This window comes from Rahnella bonaserana (assembly GCF_019049675.1).
Lineage (GTDB): Bacteria > Pseudomonadota > Gammaproteobacteria > Enterobacterales > Enterobacteriaceae > Rahnella > Rahnella bonaserana.
This window is the reverse complement of record NZ_JAFMOW010000066.1, coordinates 389,575-404,125: the sequence shown is the minus strand read 5'-3', so window position 1 is coordinate 404,125 and position 14,551 is coordinate 389,575. Positions and strand designations below refer to the sequence as shown.

At 52.3% G+C, this 14,551-nt stretch carries 12 protein-coding genes; all 12 read right to left on the bottom strand.

The window, feature by feature from the left end; translation table 11 throughout:
• Positions 1-11: 11 nt before the first annotated feature.
• Complete coding sequence (gene nuoL / locus J1778_RS19425; protein WP_217174544.1) at positions 12-1,859, bottom strand: NADH-quinone oxidoreductase subunit L; 1,848 nt, start codon at positions 1,857-1,859, stop codon at positions 12-14.
• The gene (nuoK, locus tag J1778_RS19420; protein ID WP_004936014.1) at positions 1,856-2,158 is read right to left on the bottom strand and encodes an NADH-quinone oxidoreductase subunit NuoK; all 303 of its coding nucleotides are present in this window, start codon (positions 2,156-2,158) and stop codon (positions 1,856-1,858) included. The genes nuoL and nuoK overlap by 4 nt, the downstream gene beginning before the upstream one ends.
• Positions 2,155-2,715, bottom strand: a complete 561-nt coding sequence (nuoJ, locus tag J1778_RS19415) for an NADH-quinone oxidoreductase subunit J (RefSeq protein ID WP_217174543.1) — start codon at positions 2,713-2,715, stop codon at positions 2,155-2,157. The genes nuoK and nuoJ overlap by 4 nt, the downstream gene beginning before the upstream one ends.
• A 12-nt stretch (positions 2,716-2,727) precedes the next feature.
• Positions 2,728-3,270 (bottom strand): NADH-quinone oxidoreductase subunit NuoI, encoded by a 543-nt coding sequence (nuoI, locus tag J1778_RS19410; RefSeq protein WP_112289933.1) that lies wholly within the window; start codon positions 3,268-3,270, stop codon positions 2,728-2,730.
• A gap of 14 nt (positions 3,271-3,284) precedes the next feature.
• Complete coding sequence (nuoH, locus tag J1778_RS19405) at positions 3,285-4,262, bottom strand: NADH-quinone oxidoreductase subunit NuoH (protein ID WP_013574595.1); 978 nt, start codon at positions 4,260-4,262, stop codon at positions 3,285-3,287.
• Entirely contained in the window at positions 4,259-6,985 is a 2,727-nt protein-coding gene (gene nuoG, locus J1778_RS19400; protein WP_217174542.1) for an NADH-quinone oxidoreductase subunit NuoG, read from the bottom strand. Before nuoG ends, nuoH begins: the two co-directional genes overlap by 4 nt.
• Before the next feature lie 141 nt (positions 6,986-7,126).
• Complete coding sequence (gene nuoF / locus J1778_RS19395) at positions 7,127-8,488, bottom strand: NADH-quinone oxidoreductase subunit NuoF (protein ID WP_217174541.1); 1,362 nt, start codon at positions 8,486-8,488, stop codon at positions 7,127-7,129.
• Positions 8,485-9,021, bottom strand: a complete 537-nt coding sequence (gene nuoE / locus J1778_RS19390; RefSeq protein WP_238484796.1) for an NADH-quinone oxidoreductase subunit NuoE — start codon at positions 9,019-9,021, stop codon at positions 8,485-8,487. The genes nuoF and nuoE overlap by 4 nt, the downstream gene beginning before the upstream one ends.
• Before the next feature lie 2 nt (positions 9,022-9,023).
• Entirely contained in the window at positions 9,024-10,823 is a 1,800-nt protein-coding gene (gene nuoC, locus J1778_RS19385; RefSeq protein WP_037036199.1) for an NADH-quinone oxidoreductase subunit C/D, read from the bottom strand.
• A gap of 89 nt (positions 10,824-10,912) precedes the next feature.
• On the bottom strand, positions 10,913-11,587 hold the full coding sequence (locus J1778_RS19380; protein ID WP_013574590.1) for a NuoB/complex I 20 kDa subunit family protein: 675 nt from the start codon (positions 11,585-11,587) through the stop codon (positions 10,913-10,915).
• 22 nt (positions 11,588-11,609) lie between these two features.
• Entirely contained in the window at positions 11,610-12,053 is a 444-nt protein-coding gene (locus tag J1778_RS19375) for an NADH-quinone oxidoreductase subunit A (protein ID WP_015696460.1), read from the bottom strand.
• Positions 12,054-12,767: 714 nt separating this feature from the next.
• Positions 12,768-13,712: a transcriptional regulator LrhA gene (gene lrhA, locus J1778_RS19370; RefSeq protein WP_217174540.1), complete on the bottom strand. Its 945-nt coding sequence runs from the start codon at positions 13,710-13,712 to the stop codon at positions 12,768-12,770.
• Positions 13,713-14,551 lie beyond the last annotated feature (839 nt).

The following is a 14,551-nucleotide window of genomic DNA, read 5'->3' as shown; positions in this document are numbered from 1 at the left end:
GTAATGCAGGCTTAAATCACCAGCAGCAGTGCCAGAACAACCACTGCACCGAGCCCCATTGACGCGACGTACCAACGTACCTGACCGTTTTCGCTGAGAGTCAGACCACGGTTACCCAGACGGGCAAACAGCGCAGGCAGATTCATCATCGAGTTCAGAGGATCACGTTGCAGGAGTTTCGCAACCAGTAAATAGGGTTTCACGAAAATCATGTCGTACAGCCAGTCGAAGCCCCAGGCATGGAACCACCAGGTCGTGAAGAAACGGCCCGGTGCGCTTTTCGCAATGCTGTTGACCAGCGAGCGTTTACCCAGATACAGGGCCGCCGCCAGCAGAATGCCAGCAATTGCAATCACGCCTGATGTGATTTCCAGCGTCAGCACACTGCCATGCGCCAGTTCAGTGGTATCCGGCAGTACGCCTCTCAGTGGCGGAACAATCATCGCGCCAATGAAGGTGGACAGAACCAGTAACACCAGCAGCGGCAGGTGGTGAGTGATGCCTTTACCCGCATGCGCTTTGATTTTCTCTTCGCCGTGGAAGACGATGAAGATCATGCGGAAGGTGTACAGCGAGGTCATGAACGCACCGACCAGACCCGCAACCATCAGATTCAGGTGGCCGTTAGCCAGCGCACCCGCGAGGATTTCATCTTTACTGAAGAAGCCCGCAGTGATGATTGGCAAGGCGGACAGCGCCGCGCCACCGACCAGGAAGCAGATATAGACAAGAGGAATGGATTTACGTAATCCACCCATTTTGAAAATGTTCTGTTCGTGGTGGCAGGCCAAAATGACCGAACCGGAAGAAAGGAACAACAGGGCTTTGAAGAATGCATGCGTCATCAGATGGAAGATAGCGGCATCCCATGCCTGAACGCCCAGCGCCAGGAACATGTAACCAATCTGGCTCATGGTCGAGTACGCGAGGACACGTTTGATATCGGTTTGCACCAGCGCAGCAAAACCTGCCAGAACCAGCGTTACCGCACCAATAATGCCCACCAGATGCAGGATCTCAGGCGCCATCAGGAACAGGCCATGAGTACGTGCAATCAGATAAACACCGGCGGTGACCATGGTCGCGGCGTGGATCAGCGCGGAAACCGGCGTCGGACCGGCCATGGCGTCTGCCAGCCAGGTCTGAAGCGGAAGCTGTGCGGATTTACCCACTGCGCCACCCAGTAACATCAGGGTCGCCCAGGTGATCGCGGTGTCACCGACTGCCAGTTTCTGCGGGGCCAGGATCATCAGTTCACGGAAGTTCAGCGTGCCCAGTTCGCGGTAAAGAATGAACAGTGCGAAAGCCAGGAATACGTCACCCACACGGGTCACGATGAACGCTTTCATCGCTGCCGCGCCGTTAGCCGGATGGGTGTAGTAGAAACCGATCAACAGGTAACTGCACAGACCCACCCCTTCCCAGCCGAGGTACATCAGCAACAGGTTGTCTGCCAGTACCAGAATCACCATGCTGGCGATAAACAGGTTGGTGTAAGCGAAGAAGCGTGAGTAGCCCTCTTCACCGCGCATGTACCAGGAAGCGAACATGTGGATGAAGAAACCGACGCCGGTCACCACAGACAGCATGGTCATCGACAAACCATCGAGCGTCAGTGTGACTGGAATATTAAAGTCACCAACTTGCATCCAGTTCCACAGATGCTGGTTAAAGACTTCAACGCCCGCCGCTTTCTGGCTGAAGAAGTTGATGCCCACATAAATGGTGGTCAGTGCTGCCAGACCAATGGAACCCACGCCAATGGTAGCGGAGGTATTTTCAGACCAGCGACCGCGAGAAAAGGCCAGTAACAGGAAGCCAATCAGCGGGAACAGAATTGTTAAATAGAGTAAGTTCATCCGCGCATCTCACTGACAGTATCAATATTGAGAGTGTGGCGACGGCGATACAGCTGCAGCAGCAACGCCAGACCAATACTGGCCTCCGCCGCAGCCAGGCTGATGGCCAGAATATACATCACCTGCCCGTCTGCCTGACCCCAGTAGCTTCCCGCCACGATAAACGCCAGCGCTGCCGCGTTAATCATCACTTCAAGACTGATCAGCATAAACAGCAAATTACGACGAACCAGCAGCCCGGTAAGCCCCAAAACAAAGAGGATCGCGGCCAGAATAAGACCATGTTGTAGAGGGATCATGCTCTCTCCTCCGGTTTTCTTTTTGTTGCCATTTCGGTCGTAACCGGTGCGTCACCGAAGACTTCACCCGGTTTGTGTTCACGACCAATATGGAATGCCACGACCAGACCGGCCAGCAGCAACATTGACGCCAGTTCGACTGCCAGAACGTAAGGCCCGAACAGCGCAATACCCACCGCTTTCGCGTCAATCATGTCGCCTTTAATGCCGTGATCGTGCACCCCAAGGATGGACAGGATCATCACCACCAGCAGGATGACTGACAGAACAGAAGGTCCGATCCAGGTGGCAGGCTTGAGCCATGCACGTTCCTGTTCTTCGACATTGCCGAGGTTAAGCATCATCACGACGAAGACGAACAGCACCATAATGGCGCCGGCGTAAACGATGATCTCCAGGGCACCGGCGAAGTACGCACCGAGCGAGAAGAAGACCGCAGCAATCGCCAGTAAAGAGACGATCAGATACAGCAGTGCATGAACCGGGTTGGTATGCGTGATAACACGCAATGTCGCCAACACGGCCACCAGGGCTGCAATATAAAATGCAAATTCCATGCTTGCGGCTCCTTAAGGCAACAGACCTTTGACGTTGATCGGTTTGGCTTCATTTTCAGCTTCGCCCTTCGACTTGCCGTCAATCGCCATACCGGCCATCCGGTAGAAATTGTATTCCGGATATTTACCCGGCCCAGAAATCAACAGATCTTCTTTTTCGTACACCAGATCCTGGCGTTTGAATTCGCCCAGCTCGAAGTCCGGCGTCAGCTGAATGGCTGTTGTCGGGCAAGCTTCTTCGCACAGACCGCAGAAAATGCAGCGTGAGAAGTTGATGCGGAAGAATTCCGGATACCAGCGACCGTCTTTCATTTCTGCTTTTTGCAGAGAAATACAGCCTACCGGACAGGCTACCGCACACAGGTTACAGGCAACGCAGCGCTCTTCACCGTCCGGATCACGCGTCAGCACGATACGGCCACGGTAACGCGGAGGTGGATTGACCGGAACTTCAGGGTACATCTGGGTTTCGCGCTTGGCGAAGGCATGCATGCCTATCATCCACAAGCTGCGAACCTGGGTACCGAACCCGACCACTATGTCTTTCAATGTCATGGTTTCATCACCCCTTATTGCGCGTTGTACAAGATGACCGCAGCGGTCGCCAGCAGATTAAGTAAGGTCAGTGGCAGGCAAACTTTCCAGCCAAATGACATCACCTGGTCGTAGCGGGGACGCGGCAAAGCAGCACGGATCAAAATGAACATCACCATGAAGAAAGCGGTTTTCAGCGCAAACCAGATAAACGGCGGCAGGAACGGACCCTGCCAGCCACCGAAGAACAAGGTGACGATCAGCGCAGAGACAGTCACGATACCGATGTATTCCCCCACAAAGAACAGACCGAACTTCATACCGGAATATTCAATGTGGTAACCGTCAGCCAGTTCCTGCTCGGCTTCCGGCTGGTCAAACGGATGACGGTGGCAAACGGCAACGCCGGCAATCGCAAAGGTCACGAAGCCAAAGAACTGCGGAATGATGTTCCACACATGCGCCTGAGAATTGACGATGTCTTGCAGATTGAAGGAACCCGCCTGTGCCACAACGCCCATCAGCGATAAGCCAAGGAACACTTCGTAGCTCAGCGTCTGAGCGGATGCACGCATCGCGCCAAGCAGCGAGTATTTGTTGTTACTGGACCAGCCAGCGAACAACACGGCATAGACGGTCAGACCGGCCATCATCAGGAAGAACAAAATACCGATGTTCAGGTCTGCGGCGAACCAGGTCGGGCTGACCGGAACAATCGCAAAGGAAATCAGCAGGGACGTAAACGCAATCATCGGTGCCAGCGTAAAGATGGCTTTGTCGGTGAATTTAGGTACCCAGTCTTCCTTAAAGAACATTTTGATCATGTCAGCGACCAGCTGCAGGGAACCGCCCCAGCCGACACGGTTTGGCCCGTATCGGTTCTGGAACAGGCCCAGCAAGCGACGCTCGCCGAAGCTCATGAAGGCCCCGCAGGTCACAACAACCAGCAGGATCACCACCGCTTTCAGAATGGCGATCAATGAATCGATGACTACAGGTGTAAACCAGCTCATTGTGCTGCCTCCCGCAGATTTTCAACCGTTGCGCCAACCAGTACCGGAGGAATGCCCGGCAAGCCCAGCGGCAGGCCAACCTGGCCCTGACTCAATGTTTCACTCAGACGAACCGGCAGTCTGAGGGTCTGACCGGCACAGGTGAATTCCACCTGAGAACCTGCGTTCACCCCTAACTGTGCGGCGTCTGCCGGGTTAACCATCACGTAGGCTTCTGGCATACGTTGCTGGATCACCTTCGAGCGCTGTGTCATCTCTTCGCTGCCGAACAGGTGATAGTAAGGCGCGACACGCCAGTTATCGCTCTGAGCAGTAAAGGCAGCCGGAATAGCGGTGAAGTAATCGAGTGTCCCCTCACCTGCTTCAATCAGACGCACACCCGGATCACCGTGGCGCAGACTGCCGCCAACTTCGCTCTGGAATTTGTTCCAGGCTTGAGGTGAGTTCCAGCCCGGCGCCCAGGCGAATGGCACCTGATTGCGGTCAGCTGTCGGGCTGTTGTTCCCTTCCATTGAGAAGGCAAACATGGTGTCTTTGTCTTGCGGCTGACGCGGTTCATGAACGCTGATGTTCGCGCGCATGGCGGTACGACCACTGTAACGGGCCGGAGAACGCGCCAGTTTCTGACCACGGATACGGAAGCTGGCGTTTGGCGCAGCTTCAACCATGCCTTTCAGCTGTGGCAGTGCTTCAACGCAGGCTTCGATGACGTGATCCAGCTGAGTCCAGTCAACATGACGGCTGTTGATGGTGGAATGCAGCGAGTGCATCCAGCGCCAGCTTTCCAGCATGGCAACCGTTGTGTCGTAGTAAGCCGGATCGTAAACCTGGAAGAAACGCTGTGCGCGGCCTTCCTGATTGACCAGCGTGCCGTCGCTTTCTGCGAAACTTGCCGCAGGCAGGATCAGGCTGGCTTTATCCATAATGCGCGTACGCTGATGGTCAACAACCAGCAGGTTCTGCACATTCGCTAATGCCGCATCAACTTTCGCTTCAGGCGCCTGACGGTAAAGGTCATTTTCCATCACGATAGCGCTGTCGGCATCACCACGAGTCAGCAATTCAAGTGCTTCGTCCAGCGAGCCGCCACCAATCATCGAAAGACCGATGCTGTTAGCCGCAGAAGCCACAAACGTAATGCCAACATCGCTGCCTACCACTTTCAGGGCTTTCGCGATATTCGCGGCTGCTTCGATAATGGCGTCAGAACCGGAGCTGCTACCGGTGATGATCAGCGGCTTGCGCGCACCTGTCAGTGCCTGCACGATCACGTCGATTTTCTTGTTCAGGCCATCAGCCAGATCGCTGACCGCTGGCGCAGAATTATCCAGCGCATGGGCGATAGCAAAGCCAAAACGCGCCTGCTCATCGACCGGTGCACGGTAATTGTATGCCGCGATATCGTCGAGTTTGGTGTTGTCTACGTTGGTGATGAACAGCGGATGTTTGGCGTGCTGACCGATGTTCTGGACAGCCGCGATTTGCCAGTCGGCAACACGCTGAGCCGCAGCCATCGCGCGGGCCTTGCCTTTGACGGCCTGACGCACAGAAAGAGCAATACGCGCGCCGGTCTGTGTTAAATCTTCGCCCAGCACCAGAACCGCGTCGTACTCTTCTATTTCACGCAGCGCCGGTGTGTGAACACCACTGTTGCGCAGTACGTTCAGCATCAGTTGCAGACGGCCCTGCTCTGCTGCGTTGATACCGGTGTAAAAGTTTTCGGCTCCGACCAGTTCACGCAAAGCAAAGTTGCTTTCGAGACTGGCGCGCGGAGAACCGATACCGATAGTTTTCTTCGCCTGACGGATAATGTCTGCCGCGCCCTGCATCGCCTGTTCAGCGTTAAGTTCGATCCAGTCGTTCCCACGCAGTTGCAATGGTTTCTTTGGACGATCTTTCAGGTTCACGTAGCCATAACCGAAACGACCACGGTCGCACAGGAAGTAATGGTTTACGGTACCGTTATAACGGTTTTCAATACGACGCAGCTCACCATAACGCTCGCCCGGGCTGATGTTACAGCCAACAGAACATTGCTGACAGATGCTCGGCGCAAACTGCATGTCCCATTTACGGTTATAGCGTTCGGAGTGCGTTTTATCGGTGAATACGCCGGTCGGACACACTTCTACCAGGTTACCGGAAAACTCGCTTTCCAGCGGGCCATCTTCCGGACGACCGAAATAGACGTTGTCGTGCGCGCCATAAACGCCCAGATCGGTGCCGTCCGCATAATCCTTGTAGTAACGGACACAGCGATAACAGGCAATACAGCGGTTCATTTCATGAGAGATGAACGGCCCGAGATCCTGGTTATTATGGGTACGTTTGGTGAAACGGTAACGGCGCATACTGTGGCCGGTCATGACTGTCATATCCTGCAGGTGACAGTTACCGCCTTCCTCACACACCGGACAGTCATGCGGGTGGTTGGTCATCAGCCATTCCACGACGCTTTCACGGAATTCTTTTGCTTCTCCGTCGTCGATGGAAATGAAGGTGCCATCAGACGCTGGTGTCATACATGACATTACCAGACGACCGCGCGTGTCTTCCGCATTTTGGTATTGCTTAACCGCACATTGGCGGCAAGCGCCGACGCTTCCCAGCGCCGGATGCCAGCAAAAATAAGGAATATCGAGGCCGAGAGAGAGGCAAGCCTGTAACAGGTTGTCCGCTCCGTCTACGTCGTATTCTTTGCCGTCTACATGAATCGTAGCCATAGTCAGCATGCTTCCACGTGGCCCGCCTAAACGGGCGTTAATCAAAAATTCTTGCCGGGTTGGCGTATATCATTCGACAGCGCGTCCCTTGTTACGGAAATTCGCGCACAGCGGGCTCACGTCCGCTGCCTGTTGCCTTCACTACCAGCGCTCTTTCAGCAGATTGTTTGGCTGAATGCCCGCAATCGCATGTGCGTTGTTGTAATGCTGTTTGGCGATACCCGCCTCAAACTCTTCCCGGAAATATTTAATCGCACTCTGTAATGGCTCCACGGCACCCGGCGCGTGTGCGCAGAAGGTTTTGCCCGGGCCAAGCTGGCGGCAAAGCTGCAGGAGAGTTTCGATATCCCCCGGCTGGCCTTCACCGCGTTCCAGCGCACGAAGAATTTTCACACTCCACGGCAGACCATCGCGGCACGGTGTACACCAGCCACAAGATTCACGGGCGAAGAACTCTTCCAGGTTACGCACCAGCGGAACCATACCGATTTCATGGTCGACGGCCATCGCCAGCGCAGTCCCCAGACGGCTGCCGGCTTTACCAATGCTGGCAAAGTCCATTGGCAGGTCCAGATGATCGGCGGTCAGGAAGTCGGTCCCTGCCCCGCCAGGCTGCCAGGCTTTGAATTTCAGGCCATCGCGCATGCCACCGGCATAGTCTTCGAGAATTTCACGTGCGGTCGTACCAAACGGCAGTTCCCAGACGCCAGGGTTTTTTACCCGACCGGAAAAGCCCATCAGTTTGGTGCCGGCATCTTCACTTTTGCCCGCAGACATACCTTTGTACCAGTCCACGCCGTGCTCAAGGATCGCTGGCACGTTACACAGGGTTTCGACGTTGTTAACACAGGTCGGTTTACCCCAGGCACCGGCAGACGCCGGGAACGGTGGTTTGGAACGCGGGTTAGCACGGCGGCCTTCCAGCGAGTTGATCAGCGCGGTTTCTTCACCACAGATGTAACGCCCTGCACCGGTGTGAACAATCAGTTCAAAATCAAAACCGGTGCCGAGAATATTTTTACCCAGCAGGCCCGCTTCAGTGGCTTCCGCAATCGCGCGACGCAGATTCACAGCAGCTTCGATGTATTCGCCACGCAGGAAGATGTAGCCACGGTAAGATTTCAGCGCGAATGCCGAGATCAACATGCCTTCCACCAGCAGGTGCGGCATTTGCTCCATCAACATACGGTCTTTATACGTGCCCGGTTCCATCTCATCGGCGTTACACAGTAGATAGCGGATGTTCATGCTTTCGTCTTTCGGCATCAGGCTCCACTTCAGACCCGTGGAGAAACCTGCGCCGCCGCGCCCTTTCAGGCCAGCGTCTTTTACCAGATTGACGATTTCTTCCTGACCCATGCCTTTAAGGGCTTTTTCTGCACCGACGTAACCGTTTTTGCTACGGTACTCGTCAATCCAGACAGGCTGTTTATCATCACGCATACGCCAGGTCAGCGGGTGCATCTCCGGCGTGCGTTCGATGTGTCTTGGAATGTATGTCATGCGTAGCGCTCCAGTAGCGAGCCGATCGCTTCTGGCGTCAGATGGCTGTGCGTGTCCTCATCAATCATCATTGACGGGCCTTTGTCACAGTTACCGAGGCAGCAGGTCGGCAGCAGGGTAAAACGCCCGTCTTCGGTCGTCTCGCCCGGCTTGATGTGCAACTGTTGTTCCAGAGCAGCCTGGATCCCCTGATAACCGGTGATGTGGCACACCACGCTGTCACAGTAACGGATCACATGGCGGCCAACCGGCTGACGGAAAATCTGGCTGTAGAATGTCGCCACACCTTCAACGTCACTGGCAGGAATGCCCAGAACATCGGAGATCGCGTAGATAGCGCCATCAGGCACCCAGCCACGCGCTTTTTGTACGATCTTCAGCGCTTCGATAGAGGCCGCACGGGCATCTTCGTAGTGATGTTTTTCGTGCTCAATCGCTTCACGTTCAGCGTCGCTCAGCACAAACACCGGCGGCGAGACTGGCTCGCTGACGTTGATGTACTGAACTTCTGAGTCTTTATTGATATCTGTCATCGTTAGCGGTCCACATCTGACATTACAAAATCGATACTGCCCAGATACACGATCAGGTCGGATACCAGGCTGCCACGGATTACGGACGGGATCTGCTGCAAATGCGGGAAGCTTGGCGTACGGACACGGGTGCGGTAGCTCATGGTGCTGCCGTCACTGGTCAGGTAGTAGCTGTTGATCCCTTTGGTTGCTTCAACCATCTGGAAAGATTCTTGCGCAGGCATCACCGGCCCCCACGACACTTGCAGGAAGTGCGTGATTAGGGTTTCAATGTGTTGCAACGTGCGCTCTTTCGGTGGCGGCGTGGTCAGCGGATGATCCGCCTTGAACGGGCCTTCCGGCATGTTTTTGTAGCACTGTTCCAGAATGCGCAGGCTCTGACGCAGTTCTTCAACTTTGAGCATGACACGGGAGTAGCAGTCACTGACGCCATCCCCTGTCGGGACTTCAAAGTCAAAGTTTTCGTAGCCAGAGTATGGACGCCATTTACGCACGTCGAACGGAATACCCGTTGCGCGCAGACCCGCACCGGTAGTGCCCCAGGCCAGAGCGTCATCTGCGTTATACGCAGCCACACCTTTGGAACGGCCAATCAGAATGGTGTTTTTCAGCGCTGCTTTGACGTAGGAATCCAGACGAGCTGGCATCCAGTCAAGGAACTCACGCAGCAGACGCTCCCAGCCTTTCGGCAGGTCATGCGCTACGCCACCAATACGGAACCAGGCCGGGTGCATACGGAAACCAGTGATTGCTTCCACCAGATCGTAGATTTTCTGACGATCGGTAAAGGCGAAGAACACCGGAGTCATCGCGCCCACGTCCTGAATAAACGTAGAGATGTACAGCAGATGGCTGTTGATACGGAACAGTTCAGACAGCATGACACGGATGGTGTTAACGCGATCCGGCGTCACAATACCGGCGAGTTTTTCAACAGCCAGCACGTAAGGCATTTCGTTAACACAACCGCCGAGGTATTCGATACGGTCGGTGTAAGGAATGTAGCTGTGCCAGGACTGGCGTTCGCCCATTTTCTCAGCACCACGGTGGTGGTAACCGACATCCGGAACACAGTCGACAATCTCTTCGCCATCAAGCTGCAAAATGATACGGAATGCACCATGCGCGGACGGGTGGTTAGGACCGAGGTTGAGGAACATAAAGTCCTCATTTTCGGTACCACGCTTCATGCCCCAGTCTTCAGGCTTGAAGGTCAGCGATTCCATCTCGAGTTCTTCTTTCTGCTTGGTCAGCTCGTAAGGATCGAACTCGGTAGCGCGTGCCGGATAGTCTTTACGCAGCGGGTGCCCTTCCCAGGTCTGCGGCATCATGATGCGCGTCAGGTGCGGGTGGCCATCGAAGGTAATACCGAACATTTCCCACGTTTCGCGCTCATACCAGTTAGCGTTCGGGAACACTTTAGTAATGGTCGGAACATGAAGATCGTTTTCTGCCAATGCTACTTTGATCATGATGTCGCGGTTACGCTCGACCGAGATCAGGTGATAGAAAACGGAAAAATCCGCGGCCGGTAAACCGTCGCGGTGAGTACGTAAACGCTCATCAAAGCCATGCAAATCGAAAAGCATGACATAAGGTTTTGGCTGTTTTCGTAAAAAGGTAATCGCTTCCAGTAACTGTTCACGTTTGAACCACACCACGGGAATTCCGGTACGGGTCGCCTGAACAGTAAAGGCCTCTGGCCCAAAACGGTTACGCAATTCGCCGATAACCGGATCATCGAGATGATCACGGGTATGCCATGCTGGCAGGGCGGAATCTTGCGTCGTCAAATCTGTCATATTTTTTTCACCACACTAAATGGTCATTTATGCCGTAAGGGGGATATTCATAAACACCTCCCCTCAGGGTTGACTCTCAGACCGCAGTGTTAAATCTCGTCCGGCGAACGCAGATTTGTCACGGCAATACGCTCAGCACGTTTACGCTCTTTTTCAGACTGCATATTCGCGCGGTAAACACCCTGATCGCCAACAACCCATGACAATGGGCGACGTTCTTTGCCGATGGATTCCTGCAGCAGTAACAGAGCTTGCATATAGGCTTCCGGACGCGGCGGACATCCCGGGATGTACACATCGACAGGCAGGAATTTATCCACGCCCTGAACGACAGAATAAATATCGTACATACCGCCGGAATTCGCACAGGCTCCCATCGAAATGACCCATTTTGGTTCCAGCATCTGATCGTACAAACGCTGAATAACCGGCGCCATTTTAGTGAAGCAGGTTCCGGCAACCACCATAAAGTCAGCCTGACGTGGTGAAGCACGCAGAACTTCTGCACCAAAACGCGCAACGTCATGCACCGCAGTGAATGACGTCACCATTTCCACGTAACAGCATGAAAGGCCGAAGTTATACGGCCAAAGGGAATTCTTACGACCCCAGTTCACCATGCCATGCAGTGATTCCTGGAGATTTCCCATGAAGACGCTGCGTTTAACCTGTTCCTGAAGAGGATCGCCGACGACCTCCTGAGATTGCAGGGGGTAACGGTCGTTCTCACCGTCCGGGTCTATGCGGGTGAGCGTATAGTCCATCTTAATGCCTCGCTATGACTGCTTACTGAGGGTGACTGTTGGTATTAATCGCCGGGCTTGGTTTAACAGGTCCTTTCGAACGTGTTGGTGTCCAGTCGAGCGCGCCAATACGCACCAGATAGAACAAACCAGCCAGCAGTACCAAAATGAAAATGGTGGCTTCAACGAATCCGGTCCAGCCGCTTTCGCGAATAGACGTTGACCATGCATACAGATACAGAGCTTCAACGTCGAAAATAACGAAGAACATGGCGACCAGATAGAACTTGGCAGACAGGCGCAGCCGGGCGGTGCCGACAGAGGCGATACCTGATTCAAAAGGCGTGTTTTTGTAACGCGCTCTGGCTCTCCCGCCAAGAAACGCGGCGCCCAGTAACATCAGGCAACAAAGACCCATTGCGACGATAAGAAAAACGGCGAACGCCCAGTGTTGAGCGATGACTTCAGTGGCTGTTGACATACTCATTGCTTACTCATCAAAAGTGGCACTTTGGCATCTGCTCTGTAAGGTCGGCAGCTTGCGCACCACATCGATTCAAGGGAAGGATTAAAAACCACACAGTTCACGGCTCAACAAGGCATTAAGCCAGTGATTTGTTGTGGGCTTTTTACCCTTTTCTATAACCTTTTGTCAACTTTGACAAAAGTATCTCCACATTAGTTTACATGCATAGCATTTAATTAACATATCATGCGCCGGTACTTAAGCTAAATCGTGTCAGTAAAATACTGTGGTAAAGCATGAGCCTGTGATGGGAGTTATGACATCTTTCGTACTTTCCTATTGTCGCAGGAATAGGCAGCGCTTCCACTCTCTTAATAGGGTTATTTTTTTGATCTGTGTCAGAGTTCTGTCAATTTTGATAGAAAAAAAGGCACACTTTTAACAAGTTTTGTTGATTTTCAAAAAACGACAAGCGATTTACAGATAAATTTGATGTTGTTTTTTAACGTTGAAAAGCGCTGATTTTTTCGCCAGTTAGTCACAAAATTGTAGATGAGGAATGTTACGGATAAGCGTCTTTACGGGGGACGCGGGGAGATAAGTAGAAAAAACGTGGGTTTTGCACCAAACAGAATACAAAGTAACTAAAAGTATAACTCTTACACCTCAAAAGAGGTAGAAGCCTTTACCCCCGCCTCGTTAAACGGAGGCGGAAGGTAAAGCTGGGGCAAAATCTTAGTTTTGGGAATCTGCCAGGAACTCCTGATCATCATCCACTACGGGACGCGGACCATAAGCGCTTAACGAATAGGGATCATTCCCCTGCTCAACGGCATTGAAAATTGCCATAGCCAGTTCATTTTCACAACGCGCATTTTTGTACAGCACATATTGCGTGTCCGGCAGTCGTGGTAAACCATCCTGCTCACCCAACACACGCAACTCCGGACTCATCATTTCGATAGGTCGCGCAGTTACGCCCAGCCCCGCACGCACCGCAGCACGAATAGCCGACAATGTTGAAGCCACGTACGCAATACGCCACGGGATCCCCGCCTGATTAAGATGCTCAGTCGCCATTAAACGATACGGGCTTGGTTCATCAAGCACCACCAGAGGCACGCTGTCTCCCGAAGGATAAGCAAAATCCGCTGAACAGTACCAGAGCGTAGGCGAAGTGCGCAGAACGATGTGCGGATGATCGGTATTGGTCATCGTGGTGATGGCCAAATCCACTTCCTCACTTTCCAGCATCGACAACATGAAAGGGCTGCGTTTAACGCGGACATCAATCGACAACTTAGGATAGACCGAGGTCACACGGCTGAGCAGGAAAGGTAAAATGGTGTCAGCAGTATCATCTGACGCACCAATAGTTATCCCGCCCTGAACGTTGCTGTACATCAAAGAGGTGCAGGCTTCATCGTTGAAACGAAGGATTTTGCGTGCGTACCCCAATAACTGAATACCATGTTCAGTTAATAATTTATTGCGTCCATGTCTGGCAAACAGTTCTTTTCCAACCAGTTGTTCTAGACGTTGCATTTGTTGGCTTACCGCCGACTGAGTACGACACACAGCAGCAGCAGCCGCAGCGAACGTATTTAAATCAGCAACAGCTACAAATGTCCTCAACAGGTCAAGGTCGAGATTGAGGATTGGACGATTTGCAATTGTCATAGTTTTTCTTCACTTTATAGAATCTAATAACAAGCTACCCTGATGGTGCGTCAAAGTACCCGCAAAAAGCAGAATACCAGATATGTCGGATACTCACTCATTTGATAACCTAAATTGAGAAATATTTGTGCATGAAAGTTTTGGTCATTGTAAGTATCCGGGCATTAACTTTGCGCACCACAAAACCCCATAAAGGCTAAATGATTAGAGCATCTTAATTAATATAGTCTGTCCTGCTGAACCCTTCCATAACCCGCCGGCGTGCGCATTCTGTCTGCAATAGTCGAAAATACGCGCAATCTCAGGCGCAGAAAACATAAGTGAAATTAATTAATAAAACCAGTTAGTGAAAATATAATTCAACAAATTCATCGAGTCACGTGAATAACTTTTTTTCTCCGTCGGGCATTGTTAAAGCAAGATTAAGATTTTTCTAGTTTCTTCAAAATTTGTTTATGCAGAAAAATTAAAATATATGCTTCTGAAGCATTTACATATTTTAATGAAATAGGTTTCAGATATCATTAAGAACATGATCATCTATCCAGCATTCATTATTATACATTAGCGAAATAACACTGATTGTTGTTAAGAATGTTTATCAATAAAGCAAGGCGGCCTGATTTTTTTTCAGAATTTGTCGAGCTTTGGTAAGTTTTCATGATGTTCAGCTCAACATTCGCTCTGGGGGGGCAACGCATAAGGCAGTGTAGTCAGCGAAAACAGTGAATTTATTGGTCAGAAAGCGTACTTTTGCAAAATATAAAAATGCAAAACACACAAATATAAGAATTAAAAACCATCCTGCGATTCAATCACTTTGTTAAAAGCCCGCCTCA

Bases quoted from the DNA above. Each gene is read 5' to 3' on its own strand.
- nuoK (WP_004936014.1), bottom strand. From the start codon at position 2,158: ATGATCCCTCTACAACATGGTCTTATTCTGGCCGCGATCCTCTTTGTT.
- J1778_RS19380 (WP_013574590.1), bottom strand. From the start codon at position 11,587: ATGGACTATACGCTCACCCGCATAGACCCGGACGGTGAGAACGACCGT.
- lrhA (WP_217174540.1), bottom strand. From the start codon at position 13,712: ATGACAATTGCAAATCGTCCAATCCTCAATCTCGACCTTGACCTGTTG.
- nuoL (WP_217174544.1), bottom strand. From the start codon at position 1,859: ATGAACTTACTCTATTTAACAATTCTGTTCCCGCTGATTGGCTTCCTG.
- nuoJ (WP_217174543.1), bottom strand. From the start codon at position 2,715: ATGGAATTTGCATTTTATATTGCAGCCCTGGTGGCCGTGTTGGCGACA.
- nuoC (WP_037036199.1), bottom strand. From the start codon at position 10,823: ATGACAGATTTGACGACGCAAGATTCCGCCCTGCCAGCATGGCATACC.
- nuoF (WP_217174541.1), bottom strand. From the start codon at position 8,488: ATGACATACATTCCAAGACACATCGAACGCACGCCGGAGATGCACCCG.
- nuoI (WP_112289933.1), bottom strand. From the start codon at position 3,270: ATGACATTGAAAGACATAGTGGTCGGGTTCGGTACCCAGGTTCGCAGC.
- nuoG (WP_217174542.1), bottom strand. From the start codon at position 6,985: ATGGCTACGATTCATGTAGACGGCAAAGAATACGACGTAGACGGAGCG.
- nuoH (WP_013574595.1), bottom strand. From the start codon at position 4,262: ATGAGCTGGTTTACACCTGTAGTCATCGATTCATTGATCGCCATTCTG.
- J1778_RS19375 (WP_015696460.1), bottom strand. From the start codon at position 12,053: ATGAGTATGTCAACAGCCACTGAAGTCATCGCTCAACACTGGGCGTTC.
- nuoE (WP_238484796.1), bottom strand. From the start codon at position 9,021: ATGACAGATATCAATAAAGACTCAGAAGTTCAGTACATCAACGTCAGC.